Source organism: Oxalobacteraceae bacterium OTU3CINTB1 (genome assembly GCA_024123955.1).
Taxonomy (GTDB): domain Bacteria; phylum Pseudomonadota; class Gammaproteobacteria; order Burkholderiales; family Burkholderiaceae_D; genus Rugamonas.
In genome coordinates, this window is record CP099652.1 from 3,667,574 (window position 1) to 3,691,595 (window position 24,022).

The following is a 24,022-nucleotide window of genomic DNA, read 5'->3' on the forward strand; positions in this document are numbered from 1 at the left end:
ATGTCATGCTGACTATTACCCGCAAGCTGGAATTCGACGCCGGCCACCGCATCCCCGACCACAAGAGCCAGTGCCGCAACCTGCACGGGCATCGCTATACCCTGGAAATCACGCTGACCGGCAACATCATCACCGCCGAAGGCAATTCCGACAACGGCATGATCATGGATTTTTCCGACATCAAGGCGCTGGCCAAAGAGCATTTGGTCGATGTCTGGGACCACGCCTTCATCGTCTACGAGAAGGACGCGGCGGTGCGCGATTTCCTGGCGACCTTGCCAGGGCACAAGACGGTCGTCATCGACCGCATTCCGACGGTGGAAAACCTGGCGCATGTCGCCTTCGCCATCCTGAAATCGGCCTACAAGGACCGCTACGGCACCGGTTTGCACCTGCACAAGCTGGTGCTGCACGAGACGCCCAACTGCTGGGCAGAGATCACCGATGCCTGAAGATTTTATGCGGCAGGCGCTGGAACAGGCCAGGCACGCGTGGGATCTGGGCGAGGTGCCGGTCGGCGCCGTCGTCGTCAAGGACGGCGTGGTGATCGCGCGCGGCTACAACCAGCCGATCGGCAAGCACGATCCGACCGCGCACGCGGAAATCGTCGCCCTGCGCGCGGCCGCCGAGGTGCTGGGCAATTACCGCCTGCCGGGCTGCGAGCTGTATGTGACCTTGGAGCCGTGCGTGATGTGCTCGGGCGCGATGATGCACGCGCGCCTGTCCAAGGTGGTGTACGGCGCCACCGATCCGAAAACCGGCGCCTGCGGCTCGGTGGTCGATCTGTTCGGACAGGAACAGCTGAACCACCATACCGAGGTCAGCGGCGGAGTCATGGCCGAGGAGTGCGGCGCCATGCTCAAGAGTTTCTTCGCCGCCCGCCGCGCGGCGGCGGCCGCCGCCCGTCGGGCCGACGCCGCCGAATAGCGGTCTCCCCGGGCCCGCGTTTCCAGACGCGGGCAAAAATGGTATGCTGAAGCCACGATGCGCGGCGCATCGTCGGCATCGCCGCCCGCACCCTCCCGGAGACCGCTTTGGCTACCGCAAAAGCAAACGGCATTACGCTCACCTACGAAGCCAGCGGCAATCCGCAGGATACCCCCGTGTTGCTCATCATGGGCCTGGGCATGCAACTGATCTCCTGGCCACAGGACCTGGTCGACGGCCTGGTGGAGCAGGGCTATTATGTGATCCGCTACGACAACCGCGATATCGGCCTGTCGAGCAAATTCGACCAGTTCAAAAAGCCCAACCTGATGCTGGCCTACCTTAAATCCTTGGTCGGCTGGCCGCAGTCGCCCGCTTACACGCTCAACGATATGGCAAACGACGCGCTCGGCCTGCTCGACGGGCTGGGCATCGCCCGGGCCCACGTGGTGGGCGCCTCGATGGGCGGCATGATCGCGCAGATCTTCGCCGCGCGCTTCGGCGCCCGCACCTTGAGCCTGACGTCCATCATGTCGAGCAGCGGACGGCGCGGCTTGCCCGGGCCGACGGCGGCCGCGCGGGCGGCGCTGATGCGCGGCCCCGGCGACGCCAGCGACCGCAAGGCGGTGATCGACCATGCCGTCGGCGTGTTCCGCACCATCGGCAGCCCGTCGTTTCCGACGCCGGAACGCCAGTTGCGCGCCAATATCGAGCGCGCGCTCAACCGCAATGTCAATCCGGCCGGCGTCGCCCGGCAAATGGTGGCCGTGGTCGCCTCGGGCGACCGCACGCCGCTGCTGCGCAAGATCGCCTGTCCGGCGCTGGTCATCCACGGCGCCGCCGATCCGCTGGTGCCGTTGGCCTGCGGCGTCGACACGGCCGAGGCGATCCCCGGCGCCAAGCTCCATGTGATCGAGGGCATGGGCCACGATCTGCCGCCGCAACTGATCGAGCGCCTGCTCGCCTTGCTCGACAATCATCTGCGCGGTAATATGACGCCGGAACTGCCCGCGCTGATCGCGCGTCGCGCCGGCAGCGGCACCCCTCAACAATAGCGCTTCACAATTGAGCCTCGAAACAACTTGAACACCAAAAAAATCGGCATCGCCATTGTCGCGCCCGGTGGCGCCGCGCCCGATGCGGGCGCGCTCCAGGCCGGCATCGCCCGCCTCGAACAGCAGGGTTTCCTGGTCCACAATTATTACGAACACGACAAGCGGCACCTGCGCTTCGGCGGCACCGACGCCGGCCGCCTGGCGCAGCTCGACGCCGCCGCCGCCGATCCGGATGTGCGGATCGTCATCGCCCTGCGTGGTTCGTACGGCATGACGCGGCTGCTGCCGGCGATCGATTTCGCCGCCATGGCCGACAGCGGCAAGCTGTTTGTCGGCTATAGCGACTTCACCGCCTTCCAGATGGCGCTGATGAAGCAGACCGGGCGCATCAGCTTCGGCGGGCCGATGGTGTGCGCCGATTTTCTCCCGGAGCAGCCGGATGCCTATACGATGGGCCAATTCTGGGATTGCCTGCGCGGTCCGGCGCATGCCGTGCGCGGCGCGGTGGCCGACGGCGGCGCCGACAATCCGGTGGTCGATGTCGGCGGCAGGCTGTGGGGCGGCAACCTGGCGATGATGGTCAGCCTGCTGGGCACGCCATATTTCCACGCGCTGGACGACGGTATCGTGTTTATCGAGGATATCTCCGAACATCCCTACCGGATCGAGCGCATGGTGTTGCAACTGCTGTATGCGGGCGCGCTGTACGGCCAGCGTGCGCTGGTGCTGGGCGATTTTTCCGGCTATAAATTAGGCGCGCTGGAGAACGGCTACGACTTCGAGACCATGCTGGCCTACCTGCGCGCGCGCTTGCCGCTGCCGGTGCTGACCGGCTTGCCTTTCGGCCATATCAGGCGCCATGCCACCTTGCCATATGGCGGCATGGCGCGGCTGGTGTCGGACGCGCGCGGCTTCGAGCTGACGATCCGCGACTACCCCACCTTGTAGGGCTTACTGCACCCGGCGCACGCGTGGCGGCTGCTTGGCGCCGTCGACCTCGAAGAAGATGGTGCCGATGGCGTTGCGGCTCAGCACGACCTTCGGATTCGTGCGCTCTATAAACCACTCCGAGCTGCCGTCCACCACCCGCCAGACCTGGCCGTTGGCCAGTTTGAATTGCGTGCTCGGACCCCAGCCTTCGATTTTTCCGACAACGGTGCTTTCGATGGACGTCAAGTCCGCTTTTCTGTCCTTGGCGATGGTGTCGAGCCCGAAGCCGGCTTCGGTGTTGGCGGCCGGAGCGGCCGCTGCGGTCTGTGCGGCCGATGCCGGCGCCGGCGCCGCAGCCGCAGCCGATACCGCAGCCGCAGCCGCAGCGCCCGTGGCGGCAGGCGCCGTCACCGGTATCGCGTCGTAGCACGCCACGCGGCCGGCCACCTCGGCGATGGTGCGGCAGTGGAGCAGGGCGCGATCGTCGGCCAGCGCGGAACCGGATATTGCCAGCAAAACAAGCAAAGCTTTCATCGAATACCTTCCAGATTGAGATTTCCTGATTATATCGATAGGCCGGTCAGCGGCGGGAAGAAAAAAAGCCCGGCCGCGTGAGCGGCCGGGCTGTCGAAGAGAGGAGGGAGACCGCCTCCTCTTGGTGCCGGGTGAAGCGCGTCAATTCCTGAAATTCATCCCGACCATGATGCGGCGGCCGGCGTAGGAGGTGTCGAGCAGGTTGGGGGTGCCGTCGGCGAACGGGGCGTACTGGGCTTGGCTGTTGGTGGTCGAACTCAGGTTCAGGTTGCGGCCCTCGGCGAAGATCTCCATGTTTTTGTTGAGGCGGTAGGCGATCTTGGCGTCGACATAACGGGTGGCGTTCTTGAAGTTCGGCGAGCCCGGATTGTACGGCGTGATGGTGGTGCGCCCGCCGGCCGCGTTCGGGTAGTTGTTGACCGACGTGGCGCCGCAGGCGGCGATGCAGCTGAACTTCTGTCCGACCGCCTGCAGCGACACGCGCATCGACAGCGCGCCGTCGTCGTACCACAGCGAGGCGTTGTAGGTGTACTTCGACTCGCCGACGGGTGGCAGCGCCTCGCCGGTGAGCAGGTCCACCACGCGCTGGTCGGTGTTTTTCGAGCGCAGCTTGGTGTAGTTCAGGTCGACCCCGGTGTAGCGCAGCAGCCACGGCAGGAAGGTGAAGGCGGTCTTGCTGCCGTATTCCAGGCCGGTGCGGGTGATGTTGGCGCCGTTCTCGTAGGTGCGGTAGTCGAAGCCGAGGCCGTCGAGCGAGCGGCCGGTCTGCGGATCGACCAGCCCGGAACCGCTGAACAGGCCGACGGCGCTCTTGCCGACAACCGTGCTGCCGCCGACCTTGCCCACCTGCCGGAACGCGCCCACCGAGAACGAGGTATCGTCGTTCGGATACCATTCCAGCGCCAGGTTCTGGTTCTGGTTGGTCTGGGCCTTGAGCGCCGGATTGCCGATGGTGCCGGAGCAGCTCTGTTCCTCGTCGTCGCGGCGCCGCTCGTCATAGGTGCAGGTGCCGGCCGGGATCAGCGCGCTGACCGGCGGACGGGCGACCTGCTTGGCGCGGTTGTAGCGCAACACCACCTCGTTGGGCACCATCCACAGCGACAGGTTCAGGATCGGCAGGTAGTCGGTGGTGTTGGCGTCGAGCGCGGTCAGCTTGCTGGCCGTGGCGCTGATGGTGCCGCCGGCGGCGTTCTGGTTGAGCGGGTCGTAGGCGGCCGTCTTGATGATGGAGGTGAAGCTCATCACGCCGGTGGCGTGGACCTTGGTGCGCACCACGCGGTAGCCGAAGTTGCCATCCAACTCCATGCCGAACGGCAGGCGGCGGTTGGTGAACGGGATTTCATCGATGCCGAAGTCGGTCATCAGGTAGGCCGCCGTGGTGCGCTCCTTGAAGGTGCTCACCGGCTGCTGATAGACCTTGCCGTCGTTGGCGGTGCATTCCTTGACGCAGTCGAAGTTGACGTTGGGCGAGTTGACCAGGCTGAACACTTTTTCGACGTCGATCTGGTTCCAGCCGTCGATCAGCCCGGCCGGACGGTCCGGCATGCCGTTGAAGAACGGCGTGTTCCGTTGCGCCATCGATTGCGTGATGATGTCGAGGAACTGCTGTTGCGACATGAAGGTGTTGCCGGAGCGGGCCGAGGCCGGATCGGTGTTGGGCACGTAGCCGCTTGCGCAGGGCTTGCCGCCAGGTCCGAGCGAGCCGGGGGTGTCGGTGCAGCCGGAGAAGAAGCTGCGTACGTTGGCGCTCGGCAGGATCACCGCGGGCACATAGCCCGCCTTGCCGAACTCGCCAATGGCCGTTTGCACGGTCGAACCGCCGCCGCCCCAGCTGCTGCCGGAAGTCTGGCGGAAGTTGAAGCCGCTCTTGACGCGCTTGAAGAACGGCACTTTCTCACTGAGCGCATAGCTGAAGTCGGCCTTGGCGGTGCGCTCCTCGGTCTCGGCCATCTTGGGCGAGAAGGTGATTTGCGGCGCCTGCGTGCTCAGCGGCTGCTGATTGATGGTGTAGGCCGGTACGGCCGGACCCTTCGGACCGGCGTCGACCGCCTTGGTGTCGGTGCCGGCCGGGCGCACCTGCGCGTAGATGGTCGGATCGGCCTGGTTGAAGCTGCTGCCGGCCGGCTGCTCGTAGGTCCACAGGCCGTTGGGGAGCACCTTCATCGTCGTCGGGCCGTAGTTGTAGCTCCAGTTGGTGCGTTTGTCGCCGCGCTGCCACTTGGAGCGGGCGTCGCCGACGAAGAACTCGGCGACGAAGCCGCCGTCCTTGTACACGCCGCCGCTCTGGAAGTAGCGGTCCGTGGTCTTCATGACGTTGTGGATCTGGTCGGTGTTGACGTTGGCGTCGCTGATCGTATATTGCGTCACGTGGTGGTTGGCGTCCACCAGCACAGAGCGCGGGTCGACGTTGGCGACGATGCCGGTGGCCGGATATAAGTTGGCGCGGTAGCTGGCGCCGTCGTACAGGTAGTAGCCGGAACCGGGCACGGCGCTGCGCACGCCGGCCGCTGTGTCGGTAAAGGTCGGGCCCTGGTAGGTCGGGCTGTAGGCGGTGGCCGGATTGGTGTTCAGTCCGCCCAGGCCGTAGGTCTGGTTGCTGTCGTCCACTTCGCGGCGGGCGTAGTTGACCTTGCCGTACACGGTCAGCTGGTTGTTGACTTTGAAGTCGAAGCGCAGGTCGACGTTGCCGCGTTTTTCCTCCTGGCGCTTCTCGAGGAAGCGCACCAGCGACGGCGTGTAGTCGTTCCACTGGTTCAGGCAGCTGAGCAGCTCGTTGCCGCGCGCGTTGATGGCGGCGTTGCGGGCGGTGTTGCCGTTGACGGCGTTGGCCTGGGCCGTGGTCAGCGCCGGGAAGGCGGCGTAGCAGGCCGCCTTGGTCTGGGCCGCCGCCGATTTGGTCAGGATGTCGGCCGGCGAGGCGTGGTCGAAGAAGCCGCCGGCCGTCAGCGGCGAGCGCAAGGTCGGCGCGGTGCTGGCCGGGTCGTTGGGTGACAGGGTACCTGGCTGGTAGGTGAAGGTCTTGTTGGGCGAATTGTCGAAATCGACGTTGCGCGAATAGCCAGCGTTGCGGGTGGTGGCGACCTCGGACGAGTGCGATTCGTTGACCACGCGCGAGGTCGAGGCGTTGAGCATGACGCCAAAGCGGTTGTCGAGGAATTTGCGGGTCAGGATCAGGTTGGTGTCGGGCGACCATTCCTTGTTCAGCGAGCCCTGCGAGCCGGCCAGGCGCAGCGAGTAGAACGGGTCCTTGAAGTCCAGGCTGGTGCGGGTCTTGATGATGATGCCGCCGCCGAGCGAGCCTTCGGTCATGTCGGCGGTGGCGCCCTTGACGACGTCGACGCTTTTGATCAGGTCGGCCGAGAGCGAGCGGAACTCGACGCCGCGGCCGCTGCCGCCGCCGTTCATGTCGGTGCCGCCGGCCGATTGCACGCCCTGGCCGTCGATTTCGACGCGGGTCAGGTCGGCGCTGTTGCCGCGGATGGCGACGCTGACGCCTTCGCCGAAGTCGCCGCGGTCGAGCGCGACGCCGGAGATGCGCGAGATGGCCTCGCCGATGTTTCGGTCGGGGAAGGCGCCGACGTCGTCGGCGACGATCGAGTCCATCGCCGTGGCGGCGTTCTTCTTGCGTTCGATGCCCGATTGCTGGGCCGCGCGCTGGCCTTGGACCACGACGGTCTTGATGTCCGTGGCGGCCGGCGCGGGCGCGGGTGACTGCGCCGCCGGGGCGTCCGGCTTGGCGTCCTGGGCGGCGGCGTGGCCGGCGACGAGCGAGGCCAGCGCGATCGAAACCGCATAGGCGACCGGTGTGGGGCTCGGTGGTTTTTTACCTGGATAGGCGCGCGCGCCATGGGTGTGTCCGTGCATGTTGTCTCTCTCTCCCTGACTGGCCTTTGCGGCCATTTTTTAATGCCGGCGGTGTTACACCGGCTGATATATTAGTAATCAGTCTAGTGTCGAAAACAGGCGCGCGGATTGGCAAATGGAAAAGAATCACCCGGTTGAGCGGAATACTGATCTGGGCGGAAAACAAGTGTTCGCGGCGGAATTTGGATATCAGCGTCGGCGCGGATCGCGCCGTTGGGACTGCATGGGCTGCCTCATTTTGCCGGCGGGACCGGCACGGGCTGGGCGTACACCACCACCGATTGCGGCGCTAACGGGGCGGCTTTGGGCGTGGCATTGTTGAGGACGAAGGTGATCACCGTCAGCGCGGTGCCGCCCAGGACGATCGCGGTGCCGACCACCCATTTGATCATGTCGGCGAAGCCCCTGTGCATTTCCGCTTGCAGGGCGCCCACTTTACCGGTCAGGTCCAGCTGATGCGCCGCCAGCTCGGATTGCCGCGCCTCGATCCGCGCCAGCCTTTCCCTGGCGTCGGTCGCGAACTCCTCCAGTCTGGCGATGCGCTCATCCATTTTGCGTCCCTCCCGGGTATCAAGCAGCTTCGTTAACAAAATTGTACGCCATGTTTTAGCCCCTGTCGCCCAGTGCCGCGCGGTGGGTGCTGTATAATCCCGCATTTCCGCCTAACGGCATGATTTAATTAAGAAAAGCCCAATTCAGAATGCTATCGACCGCTAACATCACCATGCAATTCGGCGCCAAGCCGCTGTTTGAAAACATCTCCGTCAAGTTCGGCGATGGCAACCGCTACGGCCTGATCGGCGCCAACGGTTGCGGCAAATCCACGTTCATGAAAATCCTGGGCGGCGATCTGGAGCCGTCGGGCGGCAACGTGATGCTGGATACGAACGAGCGCCTGGGCAAGCTGCGCCAGGACCAGTTCGCCTATGAAGAGATGCGCGTGCTCGACGTGGTCATGATGGGCCACACCGAGATGTGGGCCGCGATGCAGGAACGCGACGCCATCTACGCCAATCCGGAGGCGACCGACGATGATTACATGAAGGCCGCCGAGCTCGAAGGCAAGGTGTCCGAGTACGACGGCTACACGGCCGAGTCGCGCGCCGGCGAGCTGCTGCTGGGCGCCGGCGTCGACATCGAGCTGCACAAGGGCCCGATGAGCAACGTGTCGCCGGGCTGGAAGCTGCGCGTGCTGCTGGCGCAGGCGCTGTTCTCGAATCCGGACATCCTGCTGCTCGACGAGCCGACCAACAATCTGGACATCAACACCATCCGCTGGCTGGAGGACGTGCTGAACGACCGCAACTCCACCATGATCATCATTTCCCACGATCGCCACTTCCTCAACCAAGTCTGCACCCACGTGGCCGACATGGACTACGGCACGTTGAAGATCTATCCGGGCAACTACGACGAGTACATGTTCGCCTCGACCCAGGCGCGCAACCAGCAACTGGCCAACAACGCCAAGGCCAAGGACAAGGTCGCCGAACTGCAGGACTTCGTGCGCCGTTTCGCCGCCAACAAATCCAAGGCCCGCCAGGCGACCTCGCGCGCCAAGCAGATCGAGAAGATCAAGGTCGACGACATCAAGCCGTCGTCGCGCGCCTATCCGTTCGTGCGCTTCGACGGCGAGAAGAAATTGCACCGCCTGGCCGTCGAAGTCGACAGCATCGCCAAGAAATACGACCGCCAGCTGTTCAATAACTTCAGCATCATGGTCGAGGCGGGCGAGCGCATCGCCATCATCGGCGCCAACGGCGCCGGCAAGACCACCTTGCTGCGTTGCATAGGCGGCGACGACATCGCCGGCCTGCACGCCGACCACGGCACCGTCAAGTGGGCCGAGAACGCCAACGTCGGCTACATGCCGCAGGATCCGACCGAGGAATTCTCCAAGGACACGACGTTGACCGACTGGATGGGCGACTGGACCCAGGAAGGCGACGACGACCAGGCCGTGCGCTCGATCCTGGGCCGCCTGCTGTTCGGCGGCGACGAGGTCAAGAAGTCGGTCAAGGTGCTGTCCGGCGGCGAGAAGGGCCGCATGATGTACGGCAAGCTGATGCTGGGCCGCCACAACGTGCTGCTGCTCGATGAGCCGACCAACCACATGGACATGGAATCGATCGAGTCGCTCAACATCGCGCTGGAAAAGTATGCCGGCACCCTGATCTTCGTCTCGCACGACCGCGAATTCGTCTCGTCGCTGGCCAACCGCATCATCGAGATCAAGGAAAACGAAGTGGTCGATTTCCGCGGCAACTACGAGGACTACCTGACCAGCCAGGGCATCGATTAACTTCTTAGCCACGTCGGAACCATGCAAACCATAGAGATCAAATCCGTCGAGTACGATCATCCTCAAGACGGAGCCAGCTGCACCGCCCACGCCTGGGCGCGCACGCCAGCGACACCGACGCCCGAACAGCGCACCGCGCTCAAGGCCCGCATCAAGCAACTGCTGGTCGAGAAGGAGGCGGTGCTCGTCTCGCACTACTATGTCGACGGCGACCTGCAAGACCTGGCCGAGGAAACCGGCGGCTGCGTCTCCGATTCGCTGGAGATGGCGCGCTTCGGGCGCGACCATCCGGCCAAGACGCTGGTCGTGGCCGGCGTGCGCTTCATGGGCGAGACCGCCAAGATCCTCAGCCCGGAAAAGCGCATCCTGATGCCGGACCTGGACGCGACCTGTTCGCTCGACCTGGGTTGCCCGGTCGACGAGTTCACCGCCTTCTGCGACGCCCATCCGGACCGCACGGTGGTGGTGTACGCCAACACCAGCGCGGCCGTCAAGGCGCGCGCCGACTGGATGGTGACGTCGTCGATCGGCCTCGACATCGTGGCCCATCTGCACGCGCAGGGCAAGAAAATCCTGTGGGCGCCGGACCGTCACCTGGGTTCCTACATCCAGAAGCAGACCGGCGCCGACATGCTGCTGTGGCAGGGCTCGTGCCTGGTGCACGACGAGTTCAAGGGCGTCGAACTGGACCTGCTGAAGGCGCAATATCCGGACGCCAAGATCCTGGTGCATCCGGAATCGCCGGCCAACGTGGTGGCGCTGGCCGATGTGGTCGGCTCGACGACGCAGATCATCAGCGCCGCCGTCGAGTCCGACGCCGATACCTTCATCGTCGCCACCGACAACGGCATCCTGCACAAGATGCGCGCGGCCGCGCCCGGCAAGCTGTTTATCGAGGCGCCGACCGCCGGCAACAGCGCCACCTGCAAGAGCTGCGCGCATTGCCCTTGGATGGCGATGAACGGGCTGCAAAACCTGGCCGACGTGCTGGAAAACATGGAAACGAGCACGACCAACGAGATCCATGTCGATCCGGAGATCGGCCGCCAGGCGGTGGTGTCGATCAACCGCATGCTCGATTTCGCGGCGGCCAAAAAGGCCCGGGTGCAGCCCGGCGCCGACCTGGCCAAAGAAGCACAACTGTTTTCAGGAATCGGTCCCGCATGATGAGTACCTTGTTGAATAAATTCGCGCCGTTCGACGAGGCGCTGAAAACGGCCTTCGAGGCCAATCTTCTGTCGGCCTTGCTGGAAGACGTGGGCAGCGGCGACCTGACCGGCTTGCTCGTGCCGGACGGCGGCCGCTCCACCGCGCGCGTGATCGTGCGCGAGGACGCGGTGTTGTGCGGCGCGCCGTGGTTCGAGGGCGTGATGAACTGCATGCAGGCCGGCATCGAGATCGACTGGCAGTACGCCGAGGGCGACATGATGAAGGCCGACAGCGTGGTCTGCACGATCGAGGGTCCGGCGCGCGCGCTGCTGACGGCGGAAAGGGCGGCGCTGAACTTCCTGCAACTGCTCTCGGGCGTGGCGACCGCTACCCGCAAATACGTCGACGTCATCGCCGGCACCCGCGCGGCCATCCTGGACACCCGCAAGACCTTGCCGGGGCTGCGCCTGGCGCAGAAATACGCGGTACGCGTCGGTGGCGGGCAGAACCAGCGCCTGGCCCTGTATGACGGCATCCTGATCAAGGAGAACCATATCGCGGCGGCCGGCGGCATCACCAACGCGGTGCTGGCGGCCAAGCGGCTGGACAAGGGCGTGTCGATCCAGGTCGAGGTCGAGAACCTGGACGAGCTGGCCGAGGCGCTGGCGGCGGGCGCTGAGTCCATCCTGCTGGACAACTTCAGCAACGAGATGATGCGCGAGGCGGTCACCATCAATGCCGGACGGGCGTTGCTGGAGGCGTCGGGCGGCATCAACTTCGATACCGTGCGGGCCATCGCCGAAACCGGCGTCAACCGCATCTCGATTGGAAGCTTGACAAAAGACATACGCGCCACAGACTATTCTTTGCGAATTGTCAATTAAATTATTTGAAAAATATGCAAATAATACAATTGTTAAAGATGACTTAAAGCTAATATAATCTCCCTTGTTTTTTTACCACTATTAACCAGGGAGCTAGTTTATGAGTCTGAAGCAAATTGTAGGTATGATGGCGTTGGTGGGTTTGAGCGGTGTGGCGCAGGCCGATAGTTTCATCAATGGCGGCTTCGAGTCCGGTACCACCAGTGGTTGGAGCACTGGCGGCGGCTATCGCGGCAACAACCTGAACACCTCCATCAGCCCGGCGGATTTCTTGGCCGGTGGCGCGCTGCACTCGGACGGCGGTGAGCGCGGCGAGGTAATCGACAAGAATTACGTCGATCCGAACGTTGGCGCCTTGCTCGGGACGACGGTTATCCATGGTGACTATTCGTATCGCGCGGAAGATACCACCTATGGCGGTTTCGCTACCGTCATCAGCCAGCAAGTCAAGAACTACACCGACACCGGTATCTACTTCGCCTGGAAGGCCGTGCTGGAGAATGGCGGCCATGCGGAGGACGAATCGGCGGCGATGATCCTGACCTTGACCGACAACACCACCGGCCAACTGGTCATCAGCCGCACTTATAATGCCGGCAACGGCGGCGGCGGCGTCGATTCCCGCTTCTTCAGCCAAGGTGAGTATTTCTATACCCCGTATTGGCAGCTTGAGCAACTCAGCATCGACCAGTCCTTGTCCGGCCACGACTTCACGTTGGCGCTGCTGGCCGCCGACTGCCAGCCGACCGGCCACACCGGCTACGCCTACATCGACGGCTTCGGTTCCGTCGCGCTGCCAGTTCCGGAAACGGAAACCTACGCCATGATGTTGGCGGGACTGGGCATGATGGGCTGGGTTGCCCGCCGCAAGAAATCCACCAAGGTTTAAATGGCGGTGATGCCGCGATGAGCTGCTAGAATCCCCCAGTACAAGGTATTTTGTGCCGGATGGTCCGGCAGGGAGGCTGCTTGCGCGTGATCGCGGCGTTTCAGAAAGACCGGTTAGCTTTTCTCGTTCGACGGCGTTTGCTGTTCGGCACATGCGGCATCGCGCTCGGCGCTTTGCCGCATTTTGCTTTGTGCGCCGACAAAGCGCCGCTCCGGGTGGTCGGCACGCGCTTCGAAGGCGTCTACGAGCGTCACGCCGATGGCGCATTTTCCGGGCTGGGTGTGGAGGTGGTGCGGCTGCTGGCCCGGCGACTGGACCGCGCCGTGCAGTTCGAAGTCTATCCCTGGCGGCGCGCGCAGCAGCGCGTCAGCATGGCCCTGGCCGACGTGCTGGTCGGTCCCTATAAATCCGCCGAGCGCGAGCAAACCATGCGCTTTACCGAACAGCCGTTTTTCCAGGACCAGGTGGCGTTTTATTCGCGCGCCAAGGGCATGGTGTTCTGGGGCGGCGACTACGCCGCGCTCAAGGGCAAGCGCATCGTCACACTCAATGGCTGGAGTTACGGGGAAGCGTTCACGGCCGCGGCGGCCGGCTTGAATATCAGTGTCGCCAACAACGTCGAGAACGGGTTAATGATGCTGATCTACGGCCATGTGGATATGTTCGCCAGCAACCGGCGCGACACCGATCCGGTGATACAGCGCATGGGCTTGACCGACAAGCTGGTGCCGGTGGCCCCGCTGATCGATACGCAGAACGCCTATTTCGCCTTTCCCAAGACCGCGATCGGCGAGGGGCTGGCCGGCGCCTTCGATCAGTTGCTGTCGGAACTGAAGAGCAGCGGCGAACTGCGTCGCATGGCCCGGCGCCACCTGGTCAGCGTGCCTTGATGGCCTTGCGCATGCGGGTCAGCGGCACTTGGACCGGCCCGGGCAGGGTGATCTCGAAGCGTTCTATCTCCTCGAATCCGCAGGCCAGATACAGCGGCACGCCGGGCATGGTGGCCGCCAGTTCCAGGGTGTGAAAGCCGGCCTCGGCGGCGGCATCGGTGCAGTGTTGCAGCAGCAGCCGGCCCAAGCCCTGGCGCGCGGCGGACGGGTCGACGAAGAAGGCGCGGATGCGGGCCGGTTCGGTGGCCGGGTCGAGCAGGGCGTCCACGCTTTTTTTGGTGCGGTCGGCGCCGAACAGCGTGCTGCGCTTGCTCCAGCCGCCGCACGCCGCCAGCTTGCCGTGCTGCTCGATGAGGAAGTAGGTTTGGTCGGCCACCAGCTGGGTGTCGACGCCGAACACGTATTGCGTTACCGCCCGCGCCTGTTCGCCGGTGTAAAAACCTTCGCTCAGTTCGATGCCGGAGCGCTTGATCAGCGCTTCCATGGCGGCAATGTCGGCGGGCGCGGCGGCGCGTACTGTGACCGTCATGGCGCCCGTCCTAGTTGCGGCGCGGCGGCATCAGGATGCTCGGCAACGCTTTCGGCAAGGTTTCCGGATAGTCGCGGCTGAAGTGCAGGCCCCGGCTTTCGCGGCGCTGCAGCGCGCTGTTGACGATCAGGTTGGCCACGTCGACCAGGTTGCGCAGCTCCAGCAGGTCGTGCGTGATGCGGAAGTTGCGGTAATACTCGTCGATTTCTTCCTTCAGCAGCGCGATGCGGTGTTGCGCGCGCTCCAGACGCTTGGTGGTGCGCACAATGCCGACGTAGTTCCACATGAAGCGGCGCAGCTCGTCCCAGTTGTGGGAAATCACCACTTCCTCGTCGGCGTCGGTGACCCGGCTTTCGTCCCAGTCGGGCAGGTAGGGCACTTCGCCTTTTTCCTTGGAGGCGATGTCGCGCGCGCAGGCGCTGCCGATGACCACGCATTCGAGCAGCGAGTTGCTGGCCAGGCGGTTGGCGCCGTGCAGGCCGGTGCAGGCGGTTTCGCCCACGGCGTACAGGCCGGGCAGGTCGGTGCGGCCGAACAGGTCGGTGACCACGCCGCCGCAGGTGTAGTGCGCGGCCGGCACGATCGGGATCGGCTGCTTGGTGATGTCGATGCCCAGTTCCAGGCAGCGCGCGTAGATCGTCGGGAAGTGTTCGATCAGGAATGCGGCCGGCTTGTGGCTGATGTCCAGGTGCACGTAGTCGAGGCCGCGCTTTTTGATCTCGAAGTCGATCGCCCGGGCGACCACGTCGCGCGGCGCCAGCTCGGCGCGCTCGTCGTGGGCCAGCATGAAGCGGGTGCCGGCGGCGGCGCCGGCTTCCGGCGGCAGCTTGAGCAGGCCGCCTTCGCCACGGATCGCCTCGGTGATCAGGAACGACTTGGCGTACGGGTGGTACAGGCAGGTCGGGTGGAACTGGATGAACTCCATGTTCGAGATGCGGCAGCCGGCGCGCCAGGCCATGGCGATGCCGTCTCCGCTGGCCGTGTCCGGGTTGGTGGTGTACAGGTAGACCTTGCCGGCGCCGCCAGTGGCCAAGACGGTGTGCTCGGCGGCGAAGGTGTGCACCTGGCCGGATTTTTCGTCCTGCACGTACAAGCCGTAGCATTTCGGCTGGGAATGGCCTTTTTTGACCGGATGCAGCTTGTCGGAGGTGATCAGGTCGATCGCGCAGTGATGCTCGAACAAGGTGATGTTCGGATGGGCGCGGACTTTTTCCTCCAGCGTGACCTGTACCGCGTGGCCGGTGGCGTCGGCCGCGTGGATGATGCGGCGCTGGCTGTGGCCGCCTTCGCGGGTCAGGTGGAAGCCCAGTTCGGCCGACGAGTCGCGGGTGAACGGCACGCCCTGCGCGATCAGCCATTCGATCGCCTCGCGGCCGTGCTCGACGATGTAGCGCGTGGCGCTTTCGTCGCACAGGCCGCCGCCGGCGACCAGGGTGTCGTCGATGTGCTGGGTGTGGCTGTCTCCGGAATCGAGCACGGCGGCGATGCCGCCCTGCGCCCAGTTGCTGGCGCCGTCTTTGAGCGCGCGTTTGGAGATAATCGCGACTGTGCGCGTTTCGGCCAGGTGCAGGGCGACCGAGAGGCCGGCCAGTCCGCTGCCGACGATTGCAACATCAAATTTCATGATCACATGTAGAAATGCTGTAAGGAAGCATGACTATAGACTATTTGTCACATCTTCGTCATATTCCCCGGCTTTTGCCCCGGTTTTAGGCCAGGTTTATCCCCTTTTCGCGCCCGGTTTGCGCTGGCGCCGGTTTGCGGTTGTGGCCGCGCAAGGTGAACCGACGCGGTTGTCTCCATCATGAAAGCTCCGCCGCTCAGCGCGGCAGGGAGCTTATTGTGATCAGGATATTTCATCATTACGTGTCGAAAATGGCCTTCATGCTGCTGATGCTGGAGCTGCTGGTCCTGTTAACCGCCGCCGTCGCGAGCGCGCCGTTGTGGCGCCAGGGCGGCCCGGCACCCGACAGCCTGTATCCGCCGGCGCTGGCGTTCGCGGTGGTGCTGGTGTTTAGCATGGGCGCCCTCGGCATGTACCAGCACAACCAGTCGCGCGAGGACATCAAAAGTACTTTCGTGCGCATCCTGCCGTCGTTCGTGCTGGGTTTTATCCTGTTCAGCCTGCTGGCGCAACTGCTGCCTGGCACGCAGTTCGTGCGGCTCGGCAGCGTGGTGTTCGTTGTCGGCGGCGCGTCGGTGCTGCTGGCGCGGCTGCTGGTGTTCACGTCGGCGCAGTCGAGCATGCTGGAGAAGCGCTTGATCATCATCGGCGACGGCGCCACCGCGCGCGAGTGCATGGACCTGGCCACCACGGGCGTCGGTTTCCACCAGTTCCGGGTGGTTGGGTGCGTGCCGGTCGAGGGCGAGTTGCGCTGCGTGCCGCTGACGATGCTGCTGCCGCCGGAGCTGTCGCTGCTGGCGCTGGCGCGGCGCCATGCCGCCGACGAGATCATCGTCTCGGTGGGCGACCGCCGCAATGGCGCTTTCCCGGTGCGCCAGCTGCTCGAGTGCGCGCTGGGCGGCGTGCGCGTGACCGACGCCGCTAGTTTCTTCGAGCGCGAGGCGTGCCAGATCCGCGTCGATTCGCTGCAGCCGAGCTATTTGATCTTCGGCGGCGGCTTCGACCAGAGCCCGCTGCGGGCGGCGGTCAAGCGCGCCTTCGACCTGCTGGCCAGCGGCGCGATTTGCCTGGCGGCGCTGCCGGTGATGCTGCTGACGGCGCTGGCGATCAAGCTCGAGGATGGCGGGCCGGTGTTCTACCAGCAGGAGCGGGTCGGCCGCGACAACCGGCCGTTCAAGGTGCTGAAGTTCCGCAGCATGCGGGTCGACGCGGAGCTGGACGGCAAGCCGAAATGGGCCTCGCAGGACGATCCGCGCGTGACGGCGGTGGGCCGCTGGACTCGCAAGCTGCGCATCGACGAGTTGCCGCAGATGCTCAATGTGTTCAAGGGCGAGATGAGCTTTGTCGGTCCGCGCCCGGAGCGCGCCTACTTCGTCGAGCAGCTGTGCCAGGAGATCGCCTATTACAATGTGCGTCACGGCATCAAGCCGGGCATCACCGGCCTGGCGCAGGTGCGCCACGGCTACGGCGCCTCGGTCGATGACGCCGTGCGCAATCTGCTGGCGGCCCTGACCGACAAGCCGGCTGCCGTCAATCAGGTCTACAACGTCGCGCTCAATGCGCGCACCAGTCTGAACGAGCTGTATCTGACATTGCATGGCTTGCTGGTCGAGCGTTACCCACATCTGCGCGACTACCAGCCCACCTATGGCGAATTCCGCGCCGGCGACGTGCGCCACTCGCAGGCGGACATCTCGAAGGCGTCAAGTCTGCTCGGCTATGTGCCGACCCACGACCTGCGGCGCGGCCTGGACCAGGCGCTGCGCTGGTATATCGCCCAGCTGGATACCAAGGCCTGAAAGCGGATGCTCGGCGCCAGCCCAAAAAAAAAACCGCCGCACCTGGGGTGCCGCGGTTTGATGGCGCTAATGACGAGCTTTGAACTGTGGTAAGGGAAAACCTTAGCGCGGCGCGTAGTTGACGCTGGTCGCTTCCTTGATCACGCGGCCGGCGGTGCGCGCCGCGTTGGCGGCGGCGACGCCACCCATGCCGTCGCCCGCTTCGCGCGCCATGCCGACCAGGCCGACTGCCGCCTGGGCATCGCCGGCGCTGGCGGCGCGCTCGAACAAGGCGATCGCTTCGCTGCGCTTGGCCGGGTTGGACAAATACCGCAATGCCAGTTCGCGCTGGGCGACAGCGGAACCCTGGTCTGCCCACTCTTGCAAACGTCGCTCCGCCGCTGGTTGGCCCTGCGGACCGATTTGCATCGCGGCGGCTTCAATCACGGTCGAGGCGGGTACGGTACCTTCCTGCGCCTGGCAGGCGATCAACGCTCCGACCAGAACCAGAACCGATGATACCAACACACCTGACTTGTTGAATAAATCCATATATTAGTTACCCTTGGTAATCGCCATTTAAGACGCATTGCAGCATTATACTTGCATCCCGGCAAATTGTCTCTTACGCAATAGTACGCAGACGACGGAACCTTGTCCGTTAGCTTACGATATCGTCGAAATCTGTGTCGCACGTCCGGCGCAACTAGGTGTTAGCGCCAGCGATATCGAATGGTGGCGATATTAACATGAACACTTTCGCACGTCGGATTGCAAGTCCCCAACGAGGGTAACAATTGTAACCATTCGTTAGCAGGGCGCGAAACCCCGGAATCGAGCATAACAGTGTGCACTGCAACATGAGCGTTCGTTACAGTTGTTGAGCTATATCGTGAGATTTAGTGTGGCAGCCGGGCAGAGCCGACGAGCACGCCGGTATGAGGCCGCCGGTACGCGGCCGCAGGCGTTATGCCCGTGTTGTGTTGTCGTCGTGGGGAGCGTTAAGCAGCAGCCAATCCCCGGCTTGCCGCAGCACCAGCTGATATTCGGACTCGAGCTCGGCGAACAGAGGAGGGATAAGCCCGCTTTGGCGTTCGGCGATCGCCTGCTCAAGCTTGAGCGACGACGCCACCAGGCGCTTCGCCCCCAGCGTGCCGATGGAACCGCGCAGGCTATGGAAAATCTTGCCGGCGTCGACCAGACGCTCTTCCTGGAGCGCCGCGCGCGCCTGGTCGAACGGGGCCAGACCCGGCGCGCAAGCGTCGCGCACGATTTTGGAGACGATCGCCAGCGCCTTGTCGTCGTTGCCCATGTATTTGAGCAGCGTGGCAACCGAGAATACATTCTCTTCGGGTCCTGACGTACTGGTTTCAGACATGCGGCACTCCAAACGACATTAATTGACTAATAATACACTGAGCGCTGATGTTGCCTGACAGATTGCCCGAACTTCGCTTCGCTTACTCAAACGACATTTAAGCAAGATCAACACCCTATTGTTGTCCGTTGTTAAATTGCTGCGCCAGCGTCTGTAACGGCGCCGCCGGCGCAACCGGCGCGGTGCCGGCCGGCGGCGCGACGCGCACCGGCTTGCCGCCCGTCTTGGTTGCGTGCAGTACGTTGTTGGTGGCTTCGCGCGCCGCGTTCCACACCGGATTGTCGAGGCTTTCGAACACGCGTTTGAGCTGGTCGCCCCAAGTGTTGCGGATCATCTGGAAATACTGGTTGCGCTCGTCGATGGTGACGAAATGCGTGACGGCCAGCGCGTCGGTATCATAGACCAGCAGATCGAGCGGCAGGCCGACCGAGACGTTGGAGCGCAAGGTCGAATCCATCGAAATCAGCGCGCATTTGGCGGCATCGTCCAGGCTGGTGGCCGGCGTGACCACGCGGTCGATGATCGGTTTTCCGTACTTGGCCTCGCCGATCTGGAAATAGGTGTTTTCATCGTGCGACTCGATGAAATTGCCGGCCGAGTAGATCTGGAACAGGCGGCAGCGCTCGCCCTTGATCTGCCCGCCGAAAATAATGCTGACGTTGAAGTCGATGCCAAAGCCGGCCAGGGACTTGGCGTCGCGCTCGTGCACCCGGCGCACCGCGTCGCCGAGGATGCGCGCGGCCTCGTACATATTGGGCGCGTCCCACAGGCTGTGGCCGTCGGCGGTGGCACGCTCCGACACTAGCTGGCGTATGGATTGCGAAATCGACAAATTCCCGGCGGTCATCATGACCATCATGCGGTCGCCCGGGACCTCGAACACGCTCATCTTGCGGAACGTGCCGACCTGGTCCACCCCGGCGTTGGTGCGCGAGTCCGATAAAAACACCAGCCCGGCGTCGAGGCGCATGCCCACACAATAAGTCATCGTCGTAAAGTATTGAATATAAGTACGACTATTTTACACCTGGTAATTACCTGGCACCAATTTTCACGTCGACTTCCATCGATTCCTGGCCGCCGCCGCGCCGCACGCCGCGCACCGGCGCCGCCGCATCGTAATCGCGCCCGATAGCCAGGCGGCAATAGGCGTCGGTCATCAGGCGCGCGTGCGTGACGTCGATGCTGATCCAGCCCACATAATCCTTGTCCTCGGCCCAGGCGTCGACCCAGGCATGGCTGGCCGCGTGGCTGGTGTCTTCGGGATCGATATAGCCCGACACGTAGCGCGCCGGAATGCCGTGCGCATGGCAGCAGGCCAGGAACAGGTGGGCATGGTCCTGGCACACGCCCTGGCCCAGCGCCAACGCGTCGCTGGCGGTGGTGGTGACGACGGTCGCACCGCTTTGATACCGGACCGCACCAAAGATGTGCTCGGCCAGCGAAAGCAGGTCCTTGCTCTGCGCCCGGCCGTCCGGCAGGCAGGAGGCGGCCAGTTCCAGGATGCCCGGCGTGGCCTCGGTCAGGCGCGTGGGCACCGTGAAAATCAACGGCGACAGCGTGTCGCCGTTCGGCACCCGTCCCTTGAGCGGCATCTCGGTCTGGATCACGCCGGCGGCGGTGATGGTCAGGCCGTGGTGCGGCGTGGCCATCGTCATCATGTGCGACAGGTTGCCGTAGGCGTCCGTGTAGGCGTGCACATGGCCGGGCATCGCGATATTCCACGACATCACATGCTGCTGCGGCTCCTTGCGCGGCGTCAGGTGCAGCTGCTGGATGGTGTAGGCCAGGGGCGTGGTGTAGGTGTAGCGCGTTTCATGCCGAATATTCAGTTGCATGGATCAGTCGCTCCCTCAAGCCGCCAGCGGCACCAGGAAATCGCGGCTGACGCGGTCGCCCAGTTGGTTGATGTCGGCCAGGAAGCGGGTCAGCGTCTCGTGCAGGCCGGCCTCCAGGATATCGTCGATATTGCTGAATTGCAGCGCGGCGCGCAGCCGGCCGGCCAGGCGTTCGGTATCGGCCGACACATCGTTGCGCACCTCGGCCAGGTTTTGCACCACTTCGTCCATACAGGCCAGCAGCGAGCGCGGCATGTCGCCACGCAGCATCAGCAGTTCGGCGATGCGGGCCGGCGTGATCACGTCGCGGTACACCTTGCGGTAAATCTCGAAGCCCGATACCGAGCGCAGCAGGGCGCCCCAGTAGTAGAAATCGTGCTGGCTCATCGCCTCGCTGCGGGTGGCCTCGGCGCCGCCGCCGTGGAACTTGACATCCAGGATGCGCGCCGTGTTGTCGGCCCGCTCGAGGAAGGTGCCGAGACGGATGAAATGGACGGCCTCGTCGCGCAGCATGGTGCCGACGGTCACCCCGCGCGACAGGTGCGAGCGGAACTTGACCCATTCGAAGAACTTGCTCGGATCGTCCTCCAGCAGATCGCTGTCGAGGCGCTTCTGCATGTCGAGCCAGGTCTGGTTCTGGATTTCCCACACCTCGGTGGTCAAGGTGCCGCGCACGGCGCGGGCGTTCTCGCGCGCCTCGGTCAGGCAGGCGACGATCGACGAGGAGTTGTCGGGGTCGCGCACCATGAAATCGATGACCTCGCGCGCCTCCAGCGTCTTGTGCTTGGCGTCGTAGGCGGCTTGCAGCTCGGAAATGCCAAGCATGGCGCGCCAGCCGTGGGCGTTGTCCTCGTCGGACTGCGGCAGCATCGACGTCTGCACGTTGACGTCGAGCATGCGGGCGGTGTTTTCGGCGCGCTCGGTATAGCGCGCCATCCAGAACAGGTGATCTGCGGTACGGCTTAACATGGTGTCTCCTTAACGTTCCAGTATCCAGGTGTCTTTGGTGCCGCCGCCTTGCGACGAGTTCACCACCAGCGAGCCTTCCTGCAATGCCACCCGGGTCAGGCCGCCGGGCACCATCGAAATGGTTTTACCCGACAGCACGAACGGACGCAGGTCGATGTGGCGCGGCGCGATGCCGTTCTCGACATAGGTGGGGCAGGCTGACAGGGCCAGGGTCGGTTGGGCGATGTAGCCGTCCGGCTTGGCCAGCAGGCGCTGGCGGAAGTCCTCTATCTGCGCCTTGGTCGACGCCGGGCCGACCAGCATGCCGTAGCCGCCGGCGCCGTGCACCTCCTTGACCACCAGCTCGCCCAGATTGGCCAGCGTATAGTCCAGATCCTCTTTTTTGCGGCACTGGTAGGTCGGCACGTTGTTGAGCACCGGTTCCTCGGACAGGTAAAACTTGATCATATCCGGCACGAAAGGATAAATCGACTTGTCGTCGGCCACGCCGGTGCCGATGGCGTTGGCCAGGGTCACGCGGCCGGCGCGGTACACCGACAGCAGGCCCGGCACGCCGAGCGAGGAATCGGGACGGAACGCCAGCGGATCGAGGAAATCATCGTCCAGGCGGCGGTAAATCACGTCGACACGCTTCGGTCCGCGCGTGGTGCGCATGAACACGGTGTTATCGCTGACGAACAAATCCTTGCCCTCGACCAGCTCCACGCCCATTTGCTGGGCCAGGAAGGCATGCTCGAAATAGGCCGAGTTGTACATGCCCGGCGTCATCACCACCACCGTCGGATCGTTGATGCCCATCGGCGCGACCGAGCGCAGATTGTCGAGCAGCATGTCCGGATAGTGGTCGACCGGTGCGATTTTGTTGCGCGCGAACAATTCCGGGAACAGCCGCATCATCATTTTGCGGTCTTCCAGCATATAGGAGACGCCCGAAGGCACGCGCAGATTGTCCTCCAGCACGTAGAACTCGCCGGCGCCGGCGCGCACGATGTCGACCCCGGCGATGTGCGCGTAAATGTCCGACGCCACGTTGATGCCTTGCATCTCCGGGCGGTACTGGGCGTTTTTGTAGATCTGCTCGGCGGGAATCAGGCCGGCCTTGATGATGTTCTGGTCGTGATAGATATCGTGAATGAACATGTTCAGCGCTTTGACGCGCTGAACCAGGCCGGCTTCCATCTTTTTCCACTCGGCGGCGGGGATGATGCGGGGAATAGTGTCGAAGGGGATCAACCGCTCGGTGCCGGCGTCGTCGCCGTACACGGCGAAGGTGATACCGACGCGGCGGAAGGTCAAATCGGCCTCGGCCCGCTTGCGCTCGATGGTTTCGGCCGACTGGCGCTGGAGCCAGCCGCAAAACTCGCGATAGTGTTCACGTACCTCGGCGCTGGCGTGGTGTGCCAGGCCATCAGCGGTCATTTCGTTGAAAAATTTTGCCATATCGAACGTTCCTCTGTGGAGTGCCTTTATCTTCTATCAAGAAGTGTGCCAGAGGAAATGCCCGATATTGGTGCGTTTACACACTTGGGATAACTACACGATGGAGAATAAGGACGCAAAACGCCAAGGCACGCTACGAAGCATACCTTGGCGCTGAGAATTGTGTTGGACAGAATGCAATCGTGCTGTCCCCTCAACAATTACAGGTTGCCGCTGCCCGAGCCGGTGCTACCGTAGCCGGAACCGGTCTGGTTGCCGGTCTGGCTGCCGAGGCCGGTCTGCGATTGGCTGCCGATGCCGGTTTCGCTGCCAAGGCCACTCTGGCTGCCGTAGCCGGGATCGCTCTGCAGGCTGGAGCTTCCAGCGCCCATCACGCTGCCGCTGGCGGTGCGGGTGCCGAGGGCGCCTTGCTGGGTGCCGTAGAAGTTGTGCAGCTGGGTGCTGAACTCGGCGCTGGCCATGTCGGGCCAGTTATCCTTGTCGAAGCCCGGCGCGTTTTTCAGGTGGTCTTTCGACACGTCCAGCAGGAAGCGTTTGTTGACGGTGTCCAGTTGCAGGGCTTCCCAAGGCACGGCAAACAGCTTGTCGCCCATGCCGAGCCAGCCGCCGAAGGAAAGCACCGCGTAGGCGACTTTGCCTTGGCGCATGTCGAGCATGATTTCCTTGATATCGCCCAGGTCTTCTTCCTGGCGGTTGTAGACATCCTCGCCGATCAGGGTGTCTGCGCCCATCAGGCGGGGGCCGGGGCCGCTGTTGACGTCGAGGTCGTTATCGAGGTCGTTGTAGATGCCATAGGTGTCGCGGTCGAGGTAGCTCATGATGGTCTCCAAGTGGTTGAACAAATCCCGTCATTCATGCCGCGGGAACAAGGCTCATCATGCGTCCAGCGCGACGGTAGAGGTATAGGTGCGCGTGCGGTGTCGATGTAGGACGGGGATGAGTTACTGGAGAACATAAGGACTATGCAGGGCGGATTGGCGCAGCGTAATCCGCCATGCATGCGTTTCGACGGCTCATGCATTGGCGGATTACGGCTGCGCCT

General features: G+C 63.8%; 22 protein-coding genes. 10 read left to right on the top strand and 12 right to left on the bottom strand.

What is annotated here, in order from left to right; genetic code table 11:
• Window positions 1-5 precede the first annotated feature (5 nt).
• From queD to NHH73_16065, 4 genes are all read left to right on the top strand, one after another.
• Window positions 6-452 (top strand): 6-carboxytetrahydropterin synthase QueD, encoded by a 447-nt coding sequence (gene queD / locus NHH73_16050; GenBank protein USX24142.1) that lies wholly within the window; start codon window positions 6-8, stop codon window positions 450-452.
• Window positions 445-927 carry a tRNA adenosine(34) deaminase TadA gene (gene tadA, locus NHH73_16055; protein ID USX24143.1) on the top strand — a complete coding sequence of 161 codons (483 nt, stop codon included), beginning with the start codon at window positions 445-447 and terminating at the stop codon, window positions 925-927. Before queD ends, tadA begins: the two co-directional genes overlap by 8 nt.
• 107 nt (window positions 928-1,034) lie before the next feature.
• Window positions 1,035-1,982, top strand: a complete 948-nt coding sequence (locus NHH73_16060; GenBank protein ID USX24144.1) for an alpha/beta fold hydrolase — start codon at window positions 1,035-1,037, stop codon at window positions 1,980-1,982.
• A gap of 27 nt (window positions 1,983-2,009) precedes the next feature.
• Window positions 2,010-2,930, top strand: a complete 921-nt coding sequence (locus NHH73_16065) for an LD-carboxypeptidase (protein ID USX24145.1) — start codon at window positions 2,010-2,012, stop codon at window positions 2,928-2,930.
• A gap of 3 nt (window positions 2,931-2,933) precedes the next feature.
• On the opposite strand, the gene NHH73_16070 is transcribed toward NHH73_16065, so the two are convergent.
• From NHH73_16070 to NHH73_16080, 3 genes are all read right to left on the bottom strand, one after another.
• Window positions 2,934-3,446: a hypothetical protein gene (locus NHH73_16070; protein USX24146.1), complete on the bottom strand. Its 513-nt coding sequence runs from the start codon at window positions 3,444-3,446 to the stop codon at window positions 2,934-2,936.
• 141 nt (window positions 3,447-3,587) lie between these two features.
• Window positions 3,588-7,310, bottom strand: a complete 3,723-nt coding sequence (locus tag NHH73_16075; protein USX24147.1) for a TonB-dependent receptor — start codon at window positions 7,308-7,310, stop codon at window positions 3,588-3,590.
• A gap of 233 nt (window positions 7,311-7,543) precedes the next feature.
• Window positions 7,544-7,861, bottom strand: coding sequence for a hypothetical protein (locus NHH73_16080; protein ID USX24148.1), 318 nt, complete (start codon window positions 7,859-7,861; stop codon window positions 7,544-7,546).
• A gap of 149 nt (window positions 7,862-8,010) precedes the next feature.
• Between NHH73_16080 and NHH73_16085 the strand changes: the two genes are divergently transcribed.
• The 5 genes from NHH73_16085 to NHH73_16105 all read left to right on the top strand — a co-directional run bounded on the left by NHH73_16085 (window position 8,011) and on the right by NHH73_16105 (window position 13,424).
• Entirely contained in the window at window positions 8,011-9,612 is a 1,602-nt protein-coding gene (locus tag NHH73_16085) for an ABC-F family ATPase (GenBank protein ID USX24149.1), read from the top strand.
• 21 nt (window positions 9,613-9,633) lie between these two features.
• Complete coding sequence (gene nadA, locus NHH73_16090; GenBank protein USX24150.1) at window positions 9,634-10,779, top strand: quinolinate synthase NadA; 1,146 nt, start codon at window positions 9,634-9,636, stop codon at window positions 10,777-10,779.
• Window positions 10,779-11,645 (top strand): carboxylating nicotinate-nucleotide diphosphorylase, encoded by an 867-nt coding sequence (nadC, locus tag NHH73_16095; GenBank protein ID USX29636.1) that lies wholly within the window; start codon window positions 10,779-10,781, stop codon window positions 11,643-11,645. Before nadA ends, nadC begins: the two co-directional genes overlap by 1 nt.
• A gap of 100 nt (window positions 11,646-11,745) precedes the next feature.
• A complete protein-coding gene (locus tag NHH73_16100; protein ID USX24151.1) occupies window positions 11,746-12,534 on the top strand; it encodes a PEP-CTERM sorting domain-containing protein in 789 nt (262 codons plus the stop codon).
• Window positions 12,535-12,671: 137 nt separating this feature from the next.
• Complete coding sequence (locus NHH73_16105) at window positions 12,672-13,424, top strand: transporter substrate-binding domain-containing protein (protein USX24152.1); 753 nt, start codon at window positions 12,672-12,674, stop codon at window positions 13,422-13,424.
• On the opposite strand, the gene NHH73_16110 is transcribed toward NHH73_16105, so the two are convergent.
• Entirely contained in the window at window positions 13,411-13,953 is a 543-nt protein-coding gene (locus tag NHH73_16110; GenBank protein USX24153.1) for a GNAT family N-acetyltransferase, read from the bottom strand. The genes NHH73_16105 and NHH73_16110 overlap by 14 nt on opposite strands.
• Before the next feature lie 10 nt (window positions 13,954-13,963).
• On the bottom strand, window positions 13,964-15,577 hold the full coding sequence (nadB, locus tag NHH73_16115; protein USX24154.1) for an L-aspartate oxidase: 1,614 nt from the start codon (window positions 15,575-15,577) through the stop codon (window positions 13,964-13,966).
• Window positions 15,578-15,795: 218 nt separating this feature from the next.
• On the opposite strand from nadB, the gene NHH73_16120 reads away from it, so the two are divergent.
• Window positions 15,796-17,376: a TIGR03013 family PEP-CTERM/XrtA system glycosyltransferase gene (locus tag NHH73_16120; protein USX24155.1), complete on the top strand. Its 1,581-nt coding sequence runs from the start codon at window positions 15,796-15,798 to the stop codon at window positions 17,374-17,376.
• A 102-nt stretch (window positions 17,377-17,478) separates the two neighbouring features.
• Here NHH73_16120 and NHH73_16125 read toward each other — a convergent pair whose 3' ends face one another.
• The 7 genes from NHH73_16125 to NHH73_16155 form a co-directional block, all read right to left on the bottom strand.
• A complete protein-coding gene (locus NHH73_16125; protein USX24156.1) occupies window positions 17,479-17,883 on the bottom strand; it encodes a hypothetical protein in 405 nt (134 codons plus the stop codon).
• A gap of 439 nt (window positions 17,884-18,322) precedes the next feature.
• Window positions 18,323-18,733, bottom strand: a complete 411-nt coding sequence (locus NHH73_16130) for an Hpt domain-containing protein (protein ID USX24157.1) — start codon at window positions 18,731-18,733, stop codon at window positions 18,323-18,325.
• 115 nt (window positions 18,734-18,848) lie between these two features.
• On the bottom strand, window positions 18,849-19,721 hold the full coding sequence (locus tag NHH73_16135) for a proteasome-type protease (protein ID USX24158.1): 873 nt from the start codon (window positions 19,719-19,721) through the stop codon (window positions 18,849-18,851).
• Between the two features lie 46 nt (window positions 19,722-19,767).
• Complete coding sequence (locus NHH73_16140) at window positions 19,768-20,571, bottom strand: transglutaminase family protein (protein ID USX24159.1); 804 nt, start codon at window positions 20,569-20,571, stop codon at window positions 19,768-19,770.
• A 15-nt stretch (window positions 20,572-20,586) separates the two neighbouring features.
• The gene (locus NHH73_16145) at window positions 20,587-21,540 is read right to left on the bottom strand and encodes an alpha-E domain-containing protein (GenBank protein ID USX24160.1); all 954 of its coding nucleotides are present in this window, start codon (window positions 21,538-21,540) and stop codon (window positions 20,587-20,589) included.
• 9 nt (window positions 21,541-21,549) lie between these two features.
• The gene (locus tag NHH73_16150; protein USX24161.1) at window positions 21,550-22,980 is read right to left on the bottom strand and encodes a circularly permuted type 2 ATP-grasp protein; all 1,431 of its coding nucleotides are present in this window, start codon (window positions 22,978-22,980) and stop codon (window positions 21,550-21,552) included.
• 200 nt (window positions 22,981-23,180) lie between these two features.
• Window positions 23,181-23,798 carry a PRC-barrel domain-containing protein gene (locus NHH73_16155; GenBank protein ID USX24162.1) on the bottom strand — a complete coding sequence of 206 codons (618 nt, stop codon included), beginning with the start codon at window positions 23,796-23,798 and terminating at the stop codon, window positions 23,181-23,183.
• Window positions 23,799-24,022: the final 224 nt, after the last annotated feature.